This window comes from Paenibacillus amylolyticus (assembly GCF_047302515.1).
In the GTDB taxonomy this organism is placed as follows: Bacteria; Bacillota; Bacilli; order Paenibacillales; family Paenibacillaceae; genus Paenibacillus; species Paenibacillus amylolyticus_G.
The window spans coordinates 5,008,214-5,028,666 of the sequence record NZ_CP168019.1 but is presented as its reverse complement, the minus strand read 5'-3'; the positions used below and the strand labels follow the sequence as shown (position 1 = coordinate 5,028,666).

The 20,453-nt window shown below is 46.7% G+C and carries 16 protein-coding genes; 14 read left to right on the top strand and 2 right to left on the bottom strand.

What is annotated here, in order from left to right:
• The first annotated feature begins 90 nt into the window (after window positions 1-90).
• From ACDJ59_RS21905 to ACDJ59_RS21865, 9 genes are all read left to right on the top strand, one after another.
• Window positions 91-1,395: a dicarboxylate/amino acid:cation symporter gene (locus ACDJ59_RS21905; RefSeq protein ID WP_413405751.1), complete on the top strand. Its 1,305-nt coding sequence runs from the start codon at window positions 91-93 to the stop codon at window positions 1,393-1,395.
• Between the two features lie 7 nt (window positions 1,396-1,402).
• Entirely contained in the window at window positions 1,403-2,239 is an 837-nt protein-coding gene (locus ACDJ59_RS21900) for a GNAT family N-acetyltransferase (RefSeq protein WP_413405748.1), read from the top strand.
• Window positions 2,240-2,255: 16 nt separating this feature from the next.
• Window positions 2,256-4,718 (top strand): beta-ketoacyl synthase N-terminal-like domain-containing protein, encoded by a 2,463-nt coding sequence (locus ACDJ59_RS21895; protein ID WP_413405746.1) that lies wholly within the window; start codon window positions 2,256-2,258, stop codon window positions 4,716-4,718.
• A gap of 37 nt (window positions 4,719-4,755) precedes the next feature.
• The gene (locus ACDJ59_RS21890; RefSeq protein ID WP_083684981.1) at window positions 4,756-5,061 is read left to right on the top strand and encodes a phosphopantetheine-binding protein; all 306 of its coding nucleotides are present in this window, start codon (window positions 4,756-4,758) and stop codon (window positions 5,059-5,061) included.
• Window positions 5,058-5,801, top strand: coding sequence for an SDR family oxidoreductase (locus ACDJ59_RS21885; protein ID WP_413405744.1), 744 nt, complete (start codon window positions 5,058-5,060; stop codon window positions 5,799-5,801). Before ACDJ59_RS21890 ends, ACDJ59_RS21885 begins: the two co-directional genes overlap by 4 nt.
• A gap of 37 nt (window positions 5,802-5,838) precedes the next feature.
• Window positions 5,839-6,570, top strand: a complete 732-nt coding sequence (locus ACDJ59_RS21880) for a hypothetical protein (RefSeq protein WP_413405742.1) — start codon at window positions 5,839-5,841, stop codon at window positions 6,568-6,570.
• Between the two features lie 48 nt (window positions 6,571-6,618).
• Window positions 6,619-6,834 carry a hypothetical protein gene (locus ACDJ59_RS21875; RefSeq protein ID WP_017690588.1) on the top strand — a complete coding sequence of 72 codons (216 nt, stop codon included), beginning with the start codon at window positions 6,619-6,621 and terminating at the stop codon, window positions 6,832-6,834.
• 2 nt (window positions 6,835-6,836) lie between these two features.
• Complete coding sequence (locus ACDJ59_RS21870; protein ID WP_413405739.1) at window positions 6,837-7,796, top strand: substrate-binding periplasmic protein; 960 nt, start codon at window positions 6,837-6,839, stop codon at window positions 7,794-7,796.
• 89 nt (window positions 7,797-7,885) lie between these two features.
• Entirely contained in the window at window positions 7,886-11,236 is a 3,351-nt protein-coding gene (locus tag ACDJ59_RS21865) for an ATP-binding protein (protein WP_413405737.1), read from the top strand.
• Between the two features lie 127 nt (window positions 11,237-11,363).
• On the opposite strand, the gene ACDJ59_RS21860 is transcribed toward ACDJ59_RS21865, so the two are convergent.
• Window positions 11,364-12,302 (bottom strand): DUF4003 family protein, encoded by a 939-nt coding sequence (locus ACDJ59_RS21860; protein ID WP_413409886.1) that lies wholly within the window; start codon window positions 12,300-12,302, stop codon window positions 11,364-11,366.
• A gap of 125 nt (window positions 12,303-12,427) precedes the next feature.
• Window positions 12,428-12,793, bottom strand: a complete 366-nt coding sequence (locus ACDJ59_RS21855; RefSeq protein WP_413405735.1) for a DUF6713 family protein — start codon at window positions 12,791-12,793, stop codon at window positions 12,428-12,430.
• Between the two features lie 201 nt (window positions 12,794-12,994).
• On the opposite strand from ACDJ59_RS21855, the gene ACDJ59_RS21850 reads away from it, so the two are divergent.
• The 5 genes from ACDJ59_RS21850 (at window position 12,995) to ACDJ59_RS21830 (ending at window position 20,438) form a co-directional block, all read left to right on the top strand.
• Entirely contained in the window at window positions 12,995-14,935 is a 1,941-nt protein-coding gene (locus ACDJ59_RS21850) for a serine hydrolase domain-containing protein (RefSeq protein ID WP_413405733.1), read from the top strand.
• Window positions 14,936-14,989: 54 nt separating this feature from the next.
• Window positions 14,990-15,664 carry a response regulator transcription factor gene (locus ACDJ59_RS21845; protein WP_036605998.1) on the top strand — a complete coding sequence of 225 codons (675 nt, stop codon included), beginning with the start codon at window positions 14,990-14,992 and terminating at the stop codon, window positions 15,662-15,664.
• A complete protein-coding gene (locus ACDJ59_RS21840; RefSeq protein WP_413405731.1) occupies window positions 15,661-17,013 on the top strand; it encodes a sensor histidine kinase in 1,353 nt (450 codons plus the stop codon). The genes ACDJ59_RS21845 and ACDJ59_RS21840 overlap by 4 nt, the downstream gene beginning before the upstream one ends.
• Before the next feature lie 333 nt (window positions 17,014-17,346).
• Window positions 17,347-18,726, top strand: a complete 1,380-nt coding sequence (locus ACDJ59_RS21835; protein ID WP_413405729.1) for an amino acid permease — start codon at window positions 17,347-17,349, stop codon at window positions 18,724-18,726.
• Window positions 18,727-18,908: 182 nt separating this feature from the next.
• The gene (locus ACDJ59_RS21830; protein WP_413405727.1) at window positions 18,909-20,438 is read left to right on the top strand and encodes an alpha/beta hydrolase family protein; all 1,530 of its coding nucleotides are present in this window, start codon (window positions 18,909-18,911) and stop codon (window positions 20,436-20,438) included.
• The last annotated feature ends 15 nt before the right edge of the window (window positions 20,439-20,453 follow it).

The following is a 20,453-nucleotide window of genomic DNA, read 5'->3' as shown; positions in this document are numbered from 1 at the left end:
TTGCTTAACACGAGCCGAAAAGTCCGCTGTCTGATCAGGAATTCAGTGCAGCAGTCACCATGGCTACAATGACGAACAAGAGGTGCCTGCGTGTCAAGGAAGACAGCTTTCTCATTGAAATGGATCAAATCATTCTGGATGATTGTGCTCTGTATGGTATCTGGAATTGCGGCAGGATTATACGTTCCTGAGTTGGCTCATGCCGTATCACGTTTTGGCGATCTGTATCTGTCCTTTTTGAAGATGTGTGTCATTCCCATTATGATGACCGCCATCATCTCTAGCATCGGCAGTCTGTTTATCCAGAGCGGAGCGATGAAGATGATCGTTCACATGTGCATGGTATATACCATAGCGTTGATATTCTGTGGTCTGTTGGGTCTCAGTCTTGGTGGAATCGGTCGTCCGGGTGCAGGGCTGCCAGAAGAATCCAAACATGTACTTGGGGCTATTGTATACGATCTGAGCGCCGATAACAGTGCCCTGTCCATCGAAGAGAAGTCGCAGGGGGTATTTTCGTTTTTGCTTAACATGATTCCATCCAATATATTCACAGCGCTGACGGAAAACAATACGCTGCAAATCTTGTTTTTTTCCGTGATCGTTGGGGTGGCAGTCGGCATGATGCGGACACCGCAGGGAGATGACGTGCTGAAGATTGCTGATGTATTGTTTGGAGCGTTTCAAAAGGTGATCTCCTGGTCCATGTACGCATTGCCTTTTGCACTCTTCTGTATGATGGCAGGGCAGTTCGCGACACTAAATTTGGATATTCTACCTGCCATGATGAAGTTGATCATGATGTTTTACATTTCCAGCGTGATTCTGATTGTACTATCTATTGTGATAATGGCTGTAACATTGCGGAAGCCTGTCCGGGTCGTCCTGTCTGCATTGAAGGATGCGTTAATTCTGGCATTCGGTACACGGAATAGTATCGCCACCGTTCCAACCTGTATGGAGGCACTGAGTATGAAGCTTCAGCAAGATCCGCGTATCGTTCAATTGGTCTTACCCCTGGGCATGATCATGTGCCGTTACAGTATGGTGCTTGTGTATACGCTTGGCATTACCTTTACTGTCCAATTGTATGATTTTGACTTTACGTTGTCGCAGTGGATCGTGGTGCTTGCAGGGGCGGTGGTGATATCCATTGCTGGTGCAGGCTCCCCGGGTGTTGTTTCTATTGGCATGATCGCGGTTATTGCGGAGATGCTCGGTCTGCCTTCCGAGGTCACCATCATTCTGCTTCTGGCTATGAATCCAATTATTGATCCTATCATTACGGCTGCGAATGTATCCATACAATGTCTAACCACTTCACTATTGTCAGCCAGAAAGGATAACTATGATCACTATCAAACGGCTAACACTCCAGGACAGGTTGAAGTATAAATCGTTCATGTTTCAGTGGTTATACAAACAAGTGGAGCAGAGCTTGAATGATCCAATGGAATCTGAACGGTTCATATTAATCGGAGCAGAATCGCAAGGTGCCCCCGTGGGCCTGCTTGTGCTTGAGCAGCGGGGTGGATACGGGCATGCAGTCTTACAGTGTATCTTCGTATCGAAGCCATGGCGCAGGCAAAAAATCGCTACATCGTTGCTCCAGGAAGCACGAACTTTATGTAAGGAGAAAGAAATGGCTATGCTCTCTCTGAGCTATTACTCTGACAAGTCTTCGACAGATACGATCGAAGCTTTATTGCATAAGGAAGGCTGGATACAGCCGCAATGTGAATCAGTCGTTTTCCATATCCATCTTGGAAGCGGAATTGCTGAGGCGACCTGGTTAAGGGAACGAGCTATCCCCAATGGGCTGGAGTTATTTCTATGGGCAGATCAGGAAGAGGGGCAACTTAGACAATCCATTGAAACAGGAGAGCTTGATTTCCCTTCATTTTTGTCTCCGTTCAAAACATTTGCTCCCTTGGAACTAAGCAACAGCTTCGGTATTCAATCCGCACAAGGAATTCAGGGTTGGTCGATGACGTATCGACTGGACGAGGACACGATCTTGTATGATGCACTGTATATTGCGCCGGAATATCAACAGTTCGGTCTGGCTTTTCAGATGCTGGGCAGATCCATCCGGGTTCAAACGGAAGCAGGCATCCCCCACGCGATGTTCACAGTTAACCAAAGTACACCAATCATGATGAAGCTTTCCCGGCAGTGGCTTGCACCGTATTCCTGGAAGACGAGTGAGAAGCGAAGCAGTTATATCCGATTGGGATAAGGAGAGGAGGACGAATATGAGCGACAGAGAGAATACCAACACGAAGGATCGTATCGTGATTACAGGAATGGGCGTATTATGCGCACTCGGCGATCATCCGCAGATGGTATATGAGCGTATGCTTGCTGCTGAGACCGGAATTCGGGAAGTAACCCGCTTCGACACGGATAAGTTACAGAGTTCACTTGCAGGTCAGTTGGAGGATTCCATCCGTGAAGGAGTACTTGCAGGCACAGCGGAGCTATCCATGGACTTATGTGCACGGTATGCCATCGCTGCTGCGAGGAAAGCGTTAATCGATAGCGGCCTTTCAATAGCACATCCGGATAACATGAAGCATCACGACAGGTCAAAAGGAACAGGCGGAAAGCCATCCGTTCTTCCTGCGCGGATCGGTCTCACGCTGGGTACGTGTAACGGTGGAGTTCTATCTTTGGAAGAACAGTGGAGCCTGTCTGAGCTGGACGTCGATCATACGTCCCGGTATCCATTTTATCAGCAGGGCGATGATGCAGCGAGAGCACTAGGCGTGGAAGGTCCGGTAGCAACATTAAATACGGCATGTGCTGCGAGTGGCAATGCCATAGGCTATGCAAGTGATCTTATTCGCTGGGGGTATGCCGATGTGATGCTCGCTGGTGGATCTGATCCATTGTCGCATAGTGTATATGCCGGATTTAATGTACTTCGTGCACTTAATTCACGTCCCTCTTCACCCTTCAGCACCCAATACGGATTGAATCTGGGAGAAGGTGCTGCCTTTGTGGTCCTGGAGAGACTGGACGCGGCACTTGAACGTGGTGCTACGATCTATGCTGAATTATGTGCCTATGGATTGAGCAATGATGCCCATCATATGACGGCTTCTCACCCGGAAGGTGCAGGCATACAACGAGCAGTGGAGATGGCGATCAGCCTTGCCGGAGTATCCAAAACAGATATTGAATACGTAAACGCACACGGGACTGGAACACAGGCGAATGATCGTGCTGAAATTAGTGGTCTGCAGGGGAGTTTCGGGCCTAATCTGTCGATTCCTATCAGCTCAAGCAAAGCCTATTTCGGTCATACACTAGGTACTTCGGCTGCATTGGAGCTGGTTACCTCGCTCTACGCTATCAGGCAAGGATACGTTCCCGCTACGCTTCATTTTGAAGAAGCTCGCGAAGGCTGCGAGGATGTTGATATCATTCAACATTCGATGCGTCCGATGCGCCCGGAATATATGATCTGCAACAATTCGGGCTTCGGAGGACACAATGTTTCGCTTGTGCTGCGTACAAATGGAATCGAAGAAGAGCGGTATTCGGGCGTGCAGAACCCTGAACGTGAGAATTCACTTGCAGGGCATCCGGGCGAGGCAGTCCCCAGACGACGTGTTGTCATTACTGGAGTAGGTGCCGTCAGCAAAGGGGATATCCGTAAGGGGAATGTACTTGGGGCTTTCGGTAAGGATACCAAACAGGTAACGGAAACGTCCTTCTTCTCCTTAAAAGATTACGATAAGAGCAAATATGAGCGCAGAATGAACCAGCTCACACAGAATACGATTGGTGCAGTCCTTGCAGCGATGGAGGATGCAGCGCTGGGCGAGTCTCAGCGGGAACATACGGGCTTTATCTACGGTACAGCACGAGGAAGCACGAGCAGTATTTCGAACTTCCTGGAATCTGTATTTGTCAAAGGCCCGGAGTATGCAAGTACGATCTATTTCCCGCATACGGTCATTAATTCCATTGCTGGTCAGACGGCTGAGAAATTGCAATTTAAGGGATTCAATAGCTCCTTCAGCACAGGAGGCAATGAGGGATTGACTGCCGCATTGTATGCAACGGGCAAGATCCGAGAGGGAGCCCTGACGTCTTGTCTGATTGGTGCTGGAGATGAACGATCCCAGCTTGCGGAGGATATCGACCGGGCCAAAGGATTGCAGGACAGCCGTTACGAGATGACGGAAGGCAGTGTCTGTATGGTCCTCAGTGACCTGGAAGAAGCTGATCAGACGCGATCCGGGATCTATGCGGAATTGAGTGGACTCGGTGTTGCTTCTGGTGCAGCACAGGACGCTTCGAGACAGAGCGAGGCGTTGATCCGGGCAGTTACCGATGCACTCCATGAAGCTGAAATCAGCATGGGGCAAATGGATCTGATTTTGCTCAACTCAGTAGGACGTCCTGGTGAACTGGAGATGGAGCAGGTCGCTGTATCCTCGATCGGGGAAGCTGTGGTGGCCGTACCATCCGTGCCGATCATCAACCTTAATGCATGGGCTGGCTATGGAGAATCGTACAGTTCGATGTTACATCTCGCGGCGGCTGCAGAGCTTGTAAGCCCGGGAGCCATGCATGAACTTGCCAAAGGTACCTACACCCATCTGGGCCTGCCTGAGCGCTCTTCTGCATACCGCCATATTTTGACCATCAGTTCTACCGTTAATGGCAGTTATTCTGCGGCAATCGTCAGTAGCGTCGCTGAGTGAACCGTGTTAATTGAAAAAAAATAGGAGGCTTACACATATGACAGTGAATTACGAGGTAGAGATGGATGAGATCAAACAGACAATCAAACAAACGTTGTTAATTGATCGGCTCAAACTGGAGGACATCACCGCAGAGGAAATTACGGATGACATGATTTTGTTCGGTGAAGAACTGGGACTGGACTCTGTTGAGGCGTTCGAGGTTATGGTTGGAATGGAAGAAGTATATGGCGTGATGGTCGAGGACCTTCCCGCGACAGAGTTACAGATTCATCTGAAAAATGTGCAATCTATTGCCGAACTGATTATGGCCAGAAAGACCAAAGGAACGCGAGGCCAATGACCTTTCGTGATCACGTCGTTGTGGTTACGGGGGTAACACGGGGCATAGGGCGGGCCATAGCGCTGAGATTCATTGCAGAGGGAGCCATTGTGGCAGGCATTTATGTCAGGGATGACGCTGCAGCGGACCGACTAACAGAAGCGGTGAGTGCAGCAGGCGGACGGATGCGGTTGTTCAAGGGCTCTGTTGCGGACCATGCTTTTGTAGCGGATGTGATGAAAGAGGTATTTGATACATTTGGCCGTGTGGATGTCCTGATCAATAATGCCGGAAGATCGAGCGACCAGATGGCACTGCGGATGGAAGAGCAACAGTGGAATGAGGTGCTGGACACCAATTATGTTGGTGCCTGTTATTGCTCACAGGAAGCGGTCAGCTACATGGTTCTTCAGGACAGTGGAAGCATTATCAACCTGGTGTCGGTGAGCGGTATATATGGGCGGGAAGGTCAAAGCAATTATGCAGCTTCCAAAGGGGCTTTGATGGGGCTGACGAAGTTGTATGCCCGTCAGTATGCCACACACAATATTCAGGTTAGTGCCATCGCACCAGGTATGATTGATACCGAGATGACGGGGGAGGTGTCGCAAGAGAAGCTGAATGATTTTCTGCGCCACACCCTGATCGGAAGGCAAGGATATGCGGAAGAGGTGGCTGAAGCGGTGATATATCTCGCAGGACCAGCGGCACGTTATCATACCGGTCAGACATTAAAACTGGATGGCGGCTTTTTGCGTTAAGGGCAAACTTGAATTGGAATCAGAGGGAGGGAAGCTGATGAAAACGGCGTATGTGCATCATGCAGAGAGTACAGCTATGCAGATGATGGTTGTATATTTGTTACATCGTGGCTTGCAGATTACAGCAAGCTTCGCCACATCAGAACAAGCAGAGCAGTTTCATTCCGATCTGTCTGTGCACGACCAGAAGAACTGCCTGACTATTGTTGCGCCGGACCTGGGAATGAAGGGAATTGAATCCGTACTGTCAGCATCTGCGGAGCATATGCAGGGGCTCGACTTCTATATTCATGGCAGTAGCTGGGTGGATGAACTGTCTGAGCTCCAAAGTGATCCGGCGGCTTTTGCTCTAACCAGCCATCGTCAGTTAAGTGAACTCTTTCTATATACCCGTGCAGCAGGTCATTTTATGGCGCGTAAACAGAGTGGGCAGATGATCGTACCCATACTTGCAGATATGATGCACTATAGTGGATTTCCTTCTTCACCGGTGTATAACCAGGGTGCCCAGGCATATGTCAAAAGCTTCGCCAAAGAGATGACGCCTTTTCGAGTCTCGGTCAATACGTTAACGTTTGGTTACTACCGTATGGAAAACCACATAAATGCCGGACGAAGTCGCAGGAAGATCCATGATATGTTCACCTTAAAACCTTCTGTGCCTGAATTGGAAGAGCTTGTACAAGGTCTAGGTCTGTTGCTTGATTATGGTCAGGGAATGAGTGGTCAAAATATAACGTGGGGTTACGGTATTCCGTCTGTTCTCTGATATGGTCTGAGATCATACGGCTTAAGTAATCCTCGAAAGAGGCAGAAGATGGGATATCAACAGAATGGAAACGATGCGGAGCAGGAGAACCGCCAGTCCGATGAACTGCTGGAAGAAGAACTGGAAGAGGTTGTCGGTGGACTGGCAACCGTTTCAATTGCACGTTGCAAAGTCTGCCACATTCGAATTGCAGTGTACGAGATGAGCGTATGTGCAGCTTGTTTTCGCAAAACGCAGCTTCCACTTGCAGGAGAAGGGGGCTAACCATGATCAGAAGTTACGGCCGGCTGTGCATCTTGCTGTTTTTCATGTTAACCATAGGACTTATCCTCTCATCCTGTACAAGCGTATCCCGAGACGCTGTATCAACCATAGCAAGTCCGCAGACTGAAACGGCTCAGTCTCGGGCAGCAGAAACGGACATCACAGCAGCTAAGGCAGCTAAGGGAAGGGAGCCAAGAGTTTATACTGCGGAAGAATTAGAAGGATATCCGCAAGATATTCGGGATATTTTGAGCAGGGGCAAGCTGAGGATTGGATTGAAGGTAGAGGAACGTTATCCGTTCTTTTACACCGATGAAGAAGGGTTGCTGCGCGGGAGCGATGTTGAGCTTGCCAACGACATCGCTCTTAAACTTGGGGTGAAACCGGAGTATATCCGAACAGCGGATTCTTTCGATGAAGTGATTGATCAGGTGTCTTCCGGGGAGGTGGATGTCGGCATATCCAAATTGAGTATCACCCTGGAGCGGGCGAAGCGAGTACTGTTCTCCAATGCGTATCTGCATTTCAAACAAGCATTGCTGATTAACCGCCTTCAACTTGCGGAGCTTGGCAAAAAAAACGAATTTCCCGATGTGCTAACGCTGCTTCAGCAACGTGGAACACAGATCGGCATTGTGCAAGGGACGTCTTACGTAGGTTTCACTCGTGAGCTCTTCCCCACGCAAAAACAGATTGCCTACAAGAATACTTCCGAATTGTTTGATCATGTACGGCAAGGTGAAGTGATCGCTGCAGTCTATGATGCTTTTGAAATTTCACGTTATTTGGATCAGAATCCAGCCTACTCCCTTGATCTTCAATATGTGCAGCTGGAGGATCAGGATGACGATATTGCCATCGCCGTTGATCCGCGCCGCATGCATCTCCACCAGTGGATCAATACGTATCTTCACATGCAGGAGAAGAACATTCAGCGCTGGCTTGAAAACTATGGCATCTGAACAATAGGGTTGTGCTATGATACATGCATGAACCCGATGGTTCGGTTTTTTATTCAGTTAAAAAGAGGGGACACAGTGGTGGGAATCTCATGAATAAACGTACTTCTTTCCTGTATTACATCATCCCTGTTATGCTATTTTTTCTGATTTTCACGGTACTGATCTTGTTCGAATTACCTTCTAATCAGATGAATGCAGAAGTTCAGGATGGGCGTTTAACGATAACCAGTGAAGCTCTGTCCTCTGGAGAAGGAAGTCGGTTAGATGGCGAGTGGGCATTCTATTGGAAACAATTTCTGGAGCCCAAGGATTTTGCCAGTGAACGAACGGGTCCGGTAAGTTACGTTAATGTTCCAGAATCATGGGGGAATTATGAAATCAGTGGGCATAAGCTGGATAATACGGGATTTGCCACGTATCGTCTGGTGGTGGATTTACCTGAGCAAGATATAGAGCTGGGATTACTAACCTCAGGGATAACTTCCGCACACCGATTGTGGATTAATGGCAAACTTGTATCCGAAAGTGGGATTGTCGGACGAACGTTAAAGGAATCTTCTTCATATAAGGTGCCTGCTCTAATCCGAATGGAGGCAGGGCAGACCCAAGCTGATATTATCATTCAAGTTTCGAACTATACACATCGAAAAGCGGGTCTGTTTGGCTCTCTAACGATCGGTGAATATAATCAATTGAATCAATCCATGAAATACAAAATGGTATCCGAGAGCATGATTATTGGCTGCATGTTGATTATGGGGCTCTACCATATCCTGTTGTACACACTGCTACGCAAAAATCGGGAGTCTCTGTATTTTGGTCTGATCTGCATTCTGCTGGCCATGAAGAATAGTTCTGATTCCCAGTACATTTTATCAGAGCTTATTCCGGGCATGAGTGGTGATACATTCCTTAAAGTTGAGTATTTAGGCTTCTTGGGCAGCTCTCCACTTGCTCTGCTTTTTTGTTACTCCATTTTCCCCAACGAGGTGTCCAAACGATTACGTGATATATTTTGGATTCCAGGGTTGCTGTTCACTTTATTTATCCTGTTCACACCTGCACAGGTATACACGAAGTTTGCGTTGTTCATGCAGGCATACGTGATTCTGATCGGGATTGTGATCATTCAAAATGTGGTCCGAGCTGCCATGAAAAAACTTGCTGGGGCACACTGGATGCTGGCAGGTACCATCGTATTCTTCATTACCGTAGTGAATGATATTCTAATGAATAACGGTATAATTCAAACAGGAATCTATTTCTCATATGGTCTTCTCTTTCTCATTCTTTGTCTGTCGATTATTGTATCCACCAAATTTTCCAATGCCATGAAAACCAATGAACGTTTATCTTCGCGCCTGCTTGAATTGGATCGGGTAAAAGATGAGTTTCTGGCCAATACCTCCCACGAGCTTCGTACACCGCTCAACGGAATTATCGGGCTTACGCAGTCGTTGCTACACAGCATGGATGACCGGTTGGAAGATAATCAGCGAATGCATCTGAACATGATCGTTTCAAGTGGTCAACGTATGTCTTTTCTGATTAACGATATTCTGGATTATGCACTTCTGAAAAATAACGATGTACGTCTGAATCGAACCAAAATAAATCTGCACCAATTGGTTCAGGTGGTCCTCACCGTGGTTAAACCGCTCATTACTGGCAGGGATCTCCTATTATACAATCGAATTGATCCCCATTTTCCACCGATCGAAGCAGATGAGAATCGAATGCAGCAAATTTTGTTTAATCTGGTCGGCAATGCGATCAAGTACACACCATCGGGTCATATTGTGATTCGTGCACAGATTGTGCAGGGTGATGTGGAAATTCAGGTAGAGGATACAGGGATTGGCATACCGGAGGATAAATTTGCAATGATTTTCAATCCATTTGAAAAGCTGGAATCCATTGATAACACGGGTGCCGGACTTGGACTGAAAATCACCAAGCAACTTGTCGAGCTGCATGGAGGAGAGATTAAAGTACAGTCGAAAGTGAATCAAGGCTCCCTTTTCTCGTTCACCATCAGGCAGCATAAGAAGAATGTTCCAACTGCGCTACCGGATAAGCAAAACAATGAATCCATTCAGAACGGCGCTAGCACCCTTCGTTCTGTTGCAGAAGCTAAGAAAGCAAGTTCACATGCTCTTAGTAGGGAAGTCAGTTCCGCGAAAGAATCGGAGATCCAACCTTATCGTGTATTAATTGTGGACGATGAGCCCGTTAACCTGCAGGTGGTGATTCAGCAGCTTGCACCACTGGCATGTGTGTTTGAAATTGCGAACAGTGGCACTGAAGCACTCGTGCGTATGAATGAGTTGCAGAATTTTGATCTGGTGATCACGGATATGATGATGGTCGGCATGTCTGGATATGAACTATGCGGATTGATCAGGGAGCGTTACAGTCTGATTGAGTTACCTATTCTAATTATGACAGCAAGTAATCGAGATGATACAATTACAGCCTGTTTTGCCGCCGGAGCCAATGATTATATATCAAAACCGATTGGACGTAATGAACTCATAAGCCGTGTACGCACACTGTTGTTGTTAAAAAGGTCTGCTCAGGAGCTGAGTCTGAACGCACAGCAGCTTGAAGAGTTGAATCAGCAGTTATCCGAGTTAAATACCAACCTGGAGTATCGTATTCAGGATCGTACAGTAGAGCTGGAGCAGAAAAATAAAGATATGGGCCGTCTGGAATTGTCACGCAGACGATTGTTGAGCGATATATCGCATGAACTGCGCACACCGATGACTGCGATTCAGGGTTATGTGGAGGCAATTGTATCCGGATTGGTGGATAATGAAGATGATCAAAAAGTATATCTGCAAATGGTCTTAGTGAAGGCGCTGGGGCTAAATCGTCTCATTCACGATCTATTCGAGTTGTCCCGACTGGAGTCGGGCAAGTCTGAAATGATCTTTATCATGATGAGCTTGCAGGATTTAATGGATACCATTCAGGACAAATTCAGGCTGGACATCGCACGTGCTGACATGAGCTACGAGTTTCAGATGAACATTACGACTGCTCAGCGAAGTGATTATCAAGTCGTGATTGATATGGATCGAATTACTCAGGTGTTAACCAATCTGGTGTTTAACGCGATTCAGCATACAGGTGCAGGTGGAATGATTCGTCTTCATTGTTCCATTGAGGAATGGGAAAATGACGGTGATTCTCCAGGACGACTTACCATCCGTGTGGAGGACAATGGAGCGGGTATTATGGAAGAGTCACTGCCATTTGTATTTGATCGCTTTTTCCGTGAGAAACATGATCGTCATGTGGTTCAGGGCAGTGGAATTGGACTTGCGATTGCGAAGGAAATTATTCAGTATCATGATGGAAACATACACGTAGAAAGTGAAGTCAGAAAAGGGAGTTCTTTTTATTTCACGCTGCCTCTGTATGTTCTGGATTAGGGAAAGACAAGCATCTCGATGATTAAGGCGGAAATGATTGAGTTCCACAGGAAAACGAGTACTCAGGGTTCACCCCGGTACTCGTTTTTTATTATGTTTGGGACACTTTGGGAGTCAGTTCTAAGTGTTAATTCGATGATGATGAAGAAGCGGCAGCAGCTGATGCTGCGGCAGTTGCGGCCATGGCGGCCTGCTGGGCGATGATAATATTTGTGATACTGGTTGAGATGGTTGTGGTCAGAACACCGTTCCGCAGATTCTCCACATGTTGAATGGCTACCAGAGCAGACGAGAACAGGAGCAACTCCTGTTTGTCGATTGACCAGGCACCGAAGCCTTTTTGAGTCCGTAACCAGTCATTTGTTTCCGCGACTTCATCCACTAATGAGTCTCTGTCCGAAGGCAGTAGAGAAAGTATCCCGAGAGAGGCTAACGTATACGTTTTGTCCATTCGAAGATTCCTTTTGCGAAAAGCTTCATTTAAAGCAATCACACGAGCACCTGCATCCGGGGGATCATCTCCAAGAACCAGGACCTGTGTTAACGCCTGCACACTATTTCTGGAAGAGAACTCTGGTTTTAATTCCCCGTAGAGTTGTTCCATACGTGCCACACCAGTATCTACGTTGAGGTCGGAAAGGGCTAACATGGCAGCGAAAATGTAGTCGTCCTGTCCAGTGAGGAAACGATGCTCTGCTTTCATGCCGTCATAAAATGATTTGGCCCGCTCCACCGTAGGTTGAAACTGGTCAGGTGATGTCTGAGTAGCGATCTGATAGGCGGCAATAACCAGATAATCGGAGTTGCGAAATTTGATCTCTTTCATCAAGTCATAGACATGCAAGGTATCTGCCAGCTTCGTCTCTGCATCCGTTGTAAGGGAGAGCATGGCAGCAATGCTAATGGCCGAATTACCTCTGAATGCAGAGAAGAGTTTTGTGTTTTGCTTAATCAACTCATGGCTTTGACGAATAGCTTCCCCATCGGCTGTTTTATTCTCCGCTGCATAGAGCAGGGCAGCCAGACGGTGCATCATCGCGTGTTGCCATTTGAACGACTTCTTGATGATCTGGGTGTTGGAAACAAATAATTCAACTCGTTCTGCATGATGCTGCGCATAGGCACACCTCCATATTCACTGTTATTCAACAATACCCTTCCAGCTTCCTTCATTCCGTCGATGTAAACAGATTAGATGATTAGGAATATCAAATGAATTAAAGCGGTTATTCCCATAGGGTAAATCAATGATCTGGAGAACCCGTTTTTAAATTCATTTCGAGGATGTTTTTCGAAAAAGAAGTGTAATACGGTATGTATGATGAAAAAGATATCCAGCACCCAAAATGTAATAGTCTGATATGAACTAAAAAGAAGAGAGAGGATGATGGTATACATTGGAAGGTGAATCCAAGTGAAATACCTATAGGCTTTATCATCTTCCATATCTTTTAACACCATAAACAATTTCCACTCGGACCGCCTGATGGCATCCATTTCGTGAAGCAGAAAGAGAGACAGGTTAAACAAAAATAAAACCAGTAAAAAGTCAGGCATGTAAAGTCTCCTTTTCCTATTCAATCTGTTCCTATCTTACTAAAGGTAATTTAATTTGGCAAAATATGAAAAAAAGATTCACGCTCCGTTCATACGTGCTTGATATGCTCTCGAAAGAAAGCGTAAGGAACAGGTATTAAAAAATATGCGGAGTGGTGGGGGAAAGTCATGTCATCGTTGATAAGAAAGATTTTTGGGAAAATGATTTTACTGGTGTTATTGCTAGGCATGATATTAGGGGCAACTGGATTAGGGACCATGCCACTATCGGCAGCAGTATCCAATCAGGGATTAAATTCGGGTAAATTGGAGCAAGGAGTGGTAGCTAATCTGGAGGATACTGATCAGTTAACGGCATTCATGGATGGGATGATGGATGTGCAAATGCGATCTTTACAGATTCCAGGCGCAGTCATTTCGATTGTGAAGGATGGGAAGATCCTGCTCTCCAAAGGGTACGGACATTCGAACATCGAAGAAAATAAACCCGTTGATCCCGAAACCAGCTTATTTCGAATTGCTTCAACAACAAAGCTGTTCACATGGACCGCCGTGATGCAATTGGTTGAGGCGGGCAAGCTTGATCTCGATACAGATATCAACACCTATCTAAAAACGGTGAAAATACCGAAAACCTATGAGGAACCGATTACGTTGCGCCATCTCATGACCCATACCGCAGGGTTCGAGGAAGGCGGTGTTGGTTATCAGATTACTACCGATCCGGGGAAACTTCCCGTCTCTATTGCTGAAACGATGGCAAAACATATGCCTGCAAGGGTTAAGCCACCAGGAGAGATGCTGTCGTATTCCAATTATGGCGCCTCACTCGCGGGACTTATCGTCGAAGAAGTGAGCGGTGTTGCCTACAATGACTATATACAGAAAAATATATTTGATCCGCTGGGCATGAATTATGCTACGGTAGAGGAGCCTGTTCCAGCGTCTCTGGAACCTTATGCCGCCCTTGGATACGCCCGAGCTAACGGCGAGTTTGTAACCAAACGGCCAACGTATGAGGGAGGATTTCGTCCTGCGGGATCAGGGAGCGTGTCGGCAAACGATATGGCTCATTTTATGATTGCCCATCTTCAAGACGGGCGATATGAAGATAAACAAATACTCAAGCCGGAAACAGCCAAGCTCATGCATTCTCCGGCATTCCAGTTTGATGAACGTTTACCCGCCATGGATCTGGGCTTTTACGAGTTGAATATGAATGGACTGCGTGTGATCTCTCATGGAGGGGCCGATGAGCTGTTTAATACAGCGCTTTATCTTGTACCGGACAAAAAAGTGGGCATCTTTGTTTCTTATAGTGGAGGGGAAGGCGGAACGGCAGCAGAAGGGTTGGCGCAAGCCTTTTTTGACCGATACTATCCTGTACATGCAACTGAGCAGCCTAATGAAACTTCTATTGAATTAGGGGAGTCTCTGGAAAAATATGCAGGCTCTTATCAATTTACCCGTCGTAATCACACGAAGATCGATAAGTTTTTCAGTTTTCTGACTCAAATCAATATTGAGTTTTCGGATAACCGACTGTTTATTGGAAGTGGTGCAGATCAGCAAGTGTATACTCCGATTGGCGTGAATTTATTCCAGGAGGTCGGAGGGACACATCAGATGGGGTTCCGCACCGATGCAGAGGGCAAGGTCACGTATCTGTTTCTGGATATATTAAACCCAATGCCGCTGGAACCTGCACCGTTAATGAACCAATCGAAGTTCTGGCTCCTCTTGCTCGGCATTTCGGTTGTTCTGTTCATCACTGTATTGCATGGATTTGTTTATCGCAGACGCGAAATCAGAGTGATGCCAAAAGCACAGAAATGGGCAGTTCGACTGTCAGCCGTTACGTCCGTGTGGGCATTGCTAACCTTGGGTGCAACACTTCTGGTGATGAACATGGATTTGATTGATCGGCTTAGCCATATTCCAGTATCTTTACGTCTCTATCTGTTTATGCCGGTTATCCTTGTAGGGTTGACTGCGGCAATATTCATCATGAGCGTCCTGGCATGGAAAAACCAATATTGGACGTTACTGAAGCGTGTGCACTATACGTTCGTAATGGTAGCAGCAGTGATCTTGAGTTTATTTTTCTATCATTGGAACCTGCTGGGATGGCATTTTGGTTGAAAACCTGCGCCCAGATAGGAAGAACAAGATAGATATCGGAGGTATGCATTTGATATGACCAAAATCCTAGTTGTGGATGACGATGTGCATATTCGTGAGCTGATTACCTTGTTTTTGCGGAATGAAGGATTCGAGATTGTGGTAGCCAAGGACGGTGCGGAAGCACTGGAGATTGTGGGGAAATCCCCAATTGATCTGGTTATCCTTGATATTATGATGCCGCGATTGGATGGTTGGGAATTATGCAGGGAGATCCGGCGTATGGATCTGAATATGCCATTGCTAATGGTCACGGTAAAAGGGGAATCGGCTCAGAAAGTGAAGGGATTTCAGTTGGGAACAGACGATTATTTAACGAAGCCCTTTGATCCGCTGGAACTTGTGATGCGAGTGAAAGCTTTGCTGAAACGTTACCTGATTGTCTCTTCCCAGACCATTCAACTAGGGGGCATTATGCTGAATCGACGCAGCTTTCAAGTGATTCGTGGAGAGGAAACAATCAATTTGCCTTTAAAAGAGTTTGAATTGCTGTTCATGCTGGCAAACCAGCCTGGGCAGATTTTCACCCGGGAACAATTAATCATTAAGATCTGGGGAAGTGACTATGAAGGGGATGACCGGACAGTTGATGTTCATATTAAGCGATTAAGGGAAAAATTCGCAGGTGATGCACATCATTTTCAGATTGAAACGGCTCGTAGTCTGGGCTACCGGTTAGTCATCACATGATCAAAACCTTATATGTTCGTATTATTTGCACGTTTCTGGTCGTCATTGTTTTCAGCTTGCTGACCTCTTTCTTCATGGGGATCTTCTTCTTCAAAAAAGAAGTAAATCATATCGGTCAGAATGACATGATTTCTGTAGGGGAGGAACTGATCCGTCTATATGAGCAAACGCAACCTGAGGATAGGGATGCTTTCATCAAAAGTATGGTTAAAGTGTCCACCTATCCCATTCATCTATATGACGTTTCGGGTAACGTAACCTTTTATGACTTAGACCATACAGAGACCGTTGAAATTGCACCAGAAGTGGTTCAAATGGTGTTGCAGGGTCAGATCTATCGTTCTCCCGGAGAAGTGGAGCAGACGTTCATAGGTCTTCCTTTTCCATACAAAGGGGAACCACAAGCCATGTTTATGCAGTATTCTCCGCAGAATGAAAATATCATTAATCGGATGATTTTGCTGGTGCTTTTGTTTGCACTGTTGATCGGAAGTTTTTGTATCCTTATTGCTGCAAGGTATTTGGTAAAGCCGATCCAGGTATTGACGCGGGCAACCAAACGACTGGCAAAGGGTGATTTTAATGTGGAGATCCAAACAAAACGTGTGGACGAAATGGGAGCATTGACGCAGAGTTTCAATGAAATGGCGAGTGAGCTTAAACAGCTGGAACAGATGAGACAGGATTTTGTTTCCAATGTATCTCACGAGATTCAAACGCCGCTGACCTCTATTTCCGGTTTTGCCATGGCGTTGAAAAACAGCAGCCTGGTTGCGGAGGCTGATCGTAACTATTACCTCGATATCATTATTACGGAGAGTGGACGACTATCCAGACTTAGTGATAATCTGCTGGAGCTTGCGTCTCTGGATTCCGATCATCATCCGTTCGAGACAACCACCTATAATCTTGATGAGCAAATCAGGCAAGTGGTGGTGACTTGCGAGCCTCAATGGTCAGCCAAAGGCATTCCAGTTCATTTAGAATTGGCGGACGGTATCAAAATAAGGGCAGATCAGGACCAGCTTAACCAAGTGTGGATGAATTTACTAGGCAACAGCATTAAGTTTACTCCCGTGGGCGGGCGTATCGAAATACGCACGAGCCAGTCGGTAGATGGAATCATTTTCACGATAACGGATTCGGGCATTGGAATAGCGCCGGAGCAACTGGATTATGTTTTCGAACGGTTTTATAAAACAGACCTGTCACGTGATCGTAGCATTAGCGGTAACGGTCTGGGCCTCGCCATCGTCAAAAAAATCGTGATGCTTCATCACGGAACTGTCGAAATGAAAAGTCAGATGGGCGTGGGGACAACGGTGATGGTTCATTTGCCTTCCGGATGATTACAAAAATGGATGTAGAGCTGCCAAAGATATTTTTCTGGTAGCTCTTTTTTGTATGGATTTTTAGATCCCTATTCCAGTGGCGATAAAAATCAGGATTATTCTGATTGCAATAAATCATCAAGGGTTATCCTAATCATGTCAGGTGAGGGCATGAGGAGAGGCACCTTTTTCATGTAAAAGTCCTGTTTAGCTGATCTTCCTCACATTCCTTGTTGTATTTCTGAGGCACATCTCGTACAATTTGGTGAAGTAATTCTGCATTGCGTTAATGTGAATGTGAAAATTAAAGATTACATCAGGAAGCTGTACACAAGAAAAGGGGAGAATCGTTTGGAATCAAAGCAACTATCTAGAGGGCTAAAGCCCCGCCATGTAGAGCTGATTGCACTCGGAGGTACAATCGGCGTTGGTTTGTTCATGGGATCGGCAAGTACGATCAAATGGGCAGGACCATCCGTGCTGCTGGCTTATTTATTGGCTGGTATCGTTATCTTTTTTGTCATGCGCATTATGGGTGAAATGTTGATTCAGGAGCCGGTCACGGGTTCGTTTGCGACATTTGCTCACAAATATATTAGTCCGCTTGCCGGATTTCTGACCGCCTGGAGCTACTGGTTCCTATGGGTTACCGTGGGTATGGCGGAAGTTACGGCGATTGGTATCTATGTAGGGTATTGGTTCCCGGATATTCCACAGTGGCTGCCTGCACTTGCTGGGGTGCTGATCATTGCAGCAGCGAATCTGGCGGCGGTGAAGTTCTATGGGGAATTTGAATTCTGGTTTGCGATGATCAAAGTGACGGCTATTGTTGCGATGATCGTGATCGGAACCGGGCTCATCTTCTTCGGCTTGGGGAACGGGGGAGAGCCAATCGGACTGTCGAATCTGTTCAGTCATGGTGGCTTCTTCCCTGGAGGCATCAAAGGTTTCCTCTTCGCATTGTGTATCGTAACGGCTGCGTATCAAGGGGTGGAGATGGTCGGTATTACAGCAGGCGAAGCGGAGAATCCGAAACACACTTTGCGTAAAGCGATCAAAAATATCGTGTGGCGTATTCTTATTTTCTACGTTGGTGCCATATTTGTTATCGTAACCTTGTACCCTTGGAGCGAAGTAGGCGAGACGGGCAGCCCGTTTGTGCTCACCTTTGCCAAAGTTGGTATTGTTGCTGCAGCGGGGATCATTAACTTTGTGGTGCTCACGGCGGCCATGTCGGGATGTAACAGCGGGATCTACAGTGCAGGACGGATGTTATACACACTGGCTGAGAACGGGCAGGCACCTGCCTTTTTCAAAAAGCTGTCCAAAGGCGGGGTTCCCCGCAACAGTATCGTCATTACAATCTCCTTGCTGCTGATTGGGGTTGTGCTGAACTACCTGATGCCGGACTCCAAGCTGTTCCTGTACATCTACAGTGCAAGTGTTCTTCCGGGCATGGTCCCATGGTTCGCGCTGGCGTTCAGCCAGTTCCGATTCAGAAAGCGTTGGGGCAACGAGATGGCGGATCATAACTTCAAATCCAAATGGTTCCCGATCAGCAATTACATCATTATTGTGTATCTGATTCTCGTCATTATCGGTATGGCGTTTAACCCGGATACGCGCTTGCCTCTGGTTGTTGGAGCTACGTTTATGGCAATCGTGGTGGCTGGATATTTCGCATTTGGCATTGGCAAAAGACAACGGATAGATGGCGGCGAAGATCGCTAGTCCAATATTCAAAAATCAACTTATATCGTAATTTCATACGTGCATTCCTTGAATACAATGGAGAACCTGCGGGTGATTCAGCGTCATTCAAGGAGTGCATTTTTTTATCCGCAAAATTCATACTTGAATCTCCTGTAACTGGAGGTTTTAAGATTGGAGGTAGAAAGGGAGGCTTTAAGTATATGAGGACAGTAGAATGGATTTATCTTATTTTTAACCTGCTTATGTTAGTGGGGGTAATCGGGATTGGGAAACAGAGTCAACATTTTCGGAAAATGGTATGGGGTGGATTTGCCATATCAGGTGTGCTGCTGATCATCCATGGTGTGGTCGAAGGACTTCGTTGGCCGATGATTCCGGCGTATCTGCTCACGTTGGTTCCACTGGTTGTGTTATTTACAAAGGCAAGACGCCAGCAAAAGTCAGGTGCAACTTCGCTGAATAGTAAATGTTTCGAGGCGCCATCTTCCACATCGACTGTGGCAGGGAAATTCGGACGTGTTCGAATCATTGCAACGTCTCTCCTGGTGTTGGGATACGCTATTGTAAGCATTGGCTTGCCGCTGCTGTTCCCGGTATTTTCGTTTGCCAAGCCAGCAGGTCCTTATGGAATCGGAACGGTATCCTACGATTGGACAGATAACAGCCGAGAGGAATTGCTGACGAGTTCTGCCGGTGATCAACGGGAGCTGATGGTACAGATCTGGTACCCAACGAATCCAGACGCAGAGGGCGCAACAGCTCCTTATGTTAATAAACCGGATATCTATGCGACAGCCTTCAATGAAGTGCTGAAACTGCCAAAGCTTTTATTTTCCAGTCTGAGTCAGGTCAAAACACATGCGATACAGGAAGCTCAGTTGTCTGAGGCCGAAGCCAAGTATCCGGTTGTTCTCTTCTCTCATGGTCTGCATGGGTATGAAAATCAGAATACGTTCCAGGTCGAGCAGCTGGTGAGTCAAGGATACATCGTTGTGGGCATTAATCACACGTATAGCAGTCTGGTGTCCGTATTCCCGGATGGACGTGTGGCGCAGTTTGAATCGGAAGGAAAAGAAGGCTTTGAACAGCTGCAATTCAGTTACATGGACAAGTTGAATGAGACATGGGTGAAGGATGCACAGTTTATACTGGATGAGGTAGAGAAGTTGGGTAAGGGAGATCCGAGCGGACGCTTTACCGGACGTATGGATCTGGACAATATCGGCATGTTTGGGCATTCATTTGGCGGAGCAACGACAGTACAGATGTTAATGGATGATCCACGTGTGAAAGCAGGCATGAATATGGACGGTGTATTGTTTGGCGAGAAACGTATCCCTACGGAAGGCGTGGGCAAGCCGTTCCTGATGATGAGTGCAGACTCAACCGTTGCAGGCACAAGTGTGATGAGTGACGAGGAAATTGCTGCGATGGGCACGACCCGTCCGGAAGCCGAGAAATATTACGAGGAAGTGTACGAGCGCTATGAGCCGGTAACCGCAGGAGGGAACTTCTGGATGGAGCTGACCAACACCAAACATCTGAGTTTCTCCGACCTCTACCTGATCTCTCCACTGCTCGAATGGACACAGGGTGTAGATGCGCGGGGGACACAACAGTTGGTTAACGATACAACGATTGATTTTTTCAACCACTACTTGAAAGGGCAATCGCTTCATTTGGACACGGAAGTGGGAGAACATGAATCCTATTCGTTGAAAAAAGGCTAAACGTATAAATGGAAG

Bases quoted from the DNA above. Each gene is read 5' to 3' on its own strand.
- ACDJ59_RS21900 (WP_413405748.1), top strand. From the start codon at position 1,403: ATGTTTCAGTGGTTATACAAACAAGTGGAGCAGAGCTTGAATGATCCA.
- ACDJ59_RS21870 (WP_413405739.1), top strand. From the start codon at position 6,837: ATGATCAGAAGTTACGGCCGGCTGTGCATCTTGCTGTTTTTCATGTTA.
- ACDJ59_RS21840 (WP_413405731.1), top strand. From the start codon at position 15,661: ATGATCAAAACCTTATATGTTCGTATTATTTGCACGTTTCTGGTCGTC.
- ACDJ59_RS21880 (WP_413405742.1), top strand. From the start codon at position 5,839: ATGAAAACGGCGTATGTGCATCATGCAGAGAGTACAGCTATGCAGATG.
- ACDJ59_RS21850 (WP_413405733.1), top strand. From the start codon at position 12,995: ATGATTTTACTGGTGTTATTGCTAGGCATGATATTAGGGGCAACTGGA.
- ACDJ59_RS21890 (WP_083684981.1), top strand. From the start codon at position 4,756: ATGACAGTGAATTACGAGGTAGAGATGGATGAGATCAAACAGACAATC.
- ACDJ59_RS21830 (WP_413405727.1), top strand. From the start codon at position 18,909: ATGAGGACAGTAGAATGGATTTATCTTATTTTTAACCTGCTTATGTTA.
- ACDJ59_RS21865 (WP_413405737.1), top strand. From the start codon at position 7,886: ATGAATAAACGTACTTCTTTCCTGTATTACATCATCCCTGTTATGCTA.
- ACDJ59_RS21855 (WP_413405735.1), bottom strand. From the start codon at position 12,793: ATGCCTGACTTTTTACTGGTTTTATTTTTGTTTAACCTGTCTCTCTTT.
- ACDJ59_RS21875 (WP_017690588.1), top strand. From the start codon at position 6,619: ATGGGATATCAACAGAATGGAAACGATGCGGAGCAGGAGAACCGCCAG.
- ACDJ59_RS21885 (WP_413405744.1), top strand. From the start codon at position 5,058: ATGACCTTTCGTGATCACGTCGTTGTGGTTACGGGGGTAACACGGGGC.
- ACDJ59_RS21845 (WP_036605998.1), top strand. From the start codon at position 14,990: ATGACCAAAATCCTAGTTGTGGATGACGATGTGCATATTCGTGAGCTG.
- ACDJ59_RS21895 (WP_413405746.1), top strand. From the start codon at position 2,256: ATGAGCGACAGAGAGAATACCAACACGAAGGATCGTATCGTGATTACA.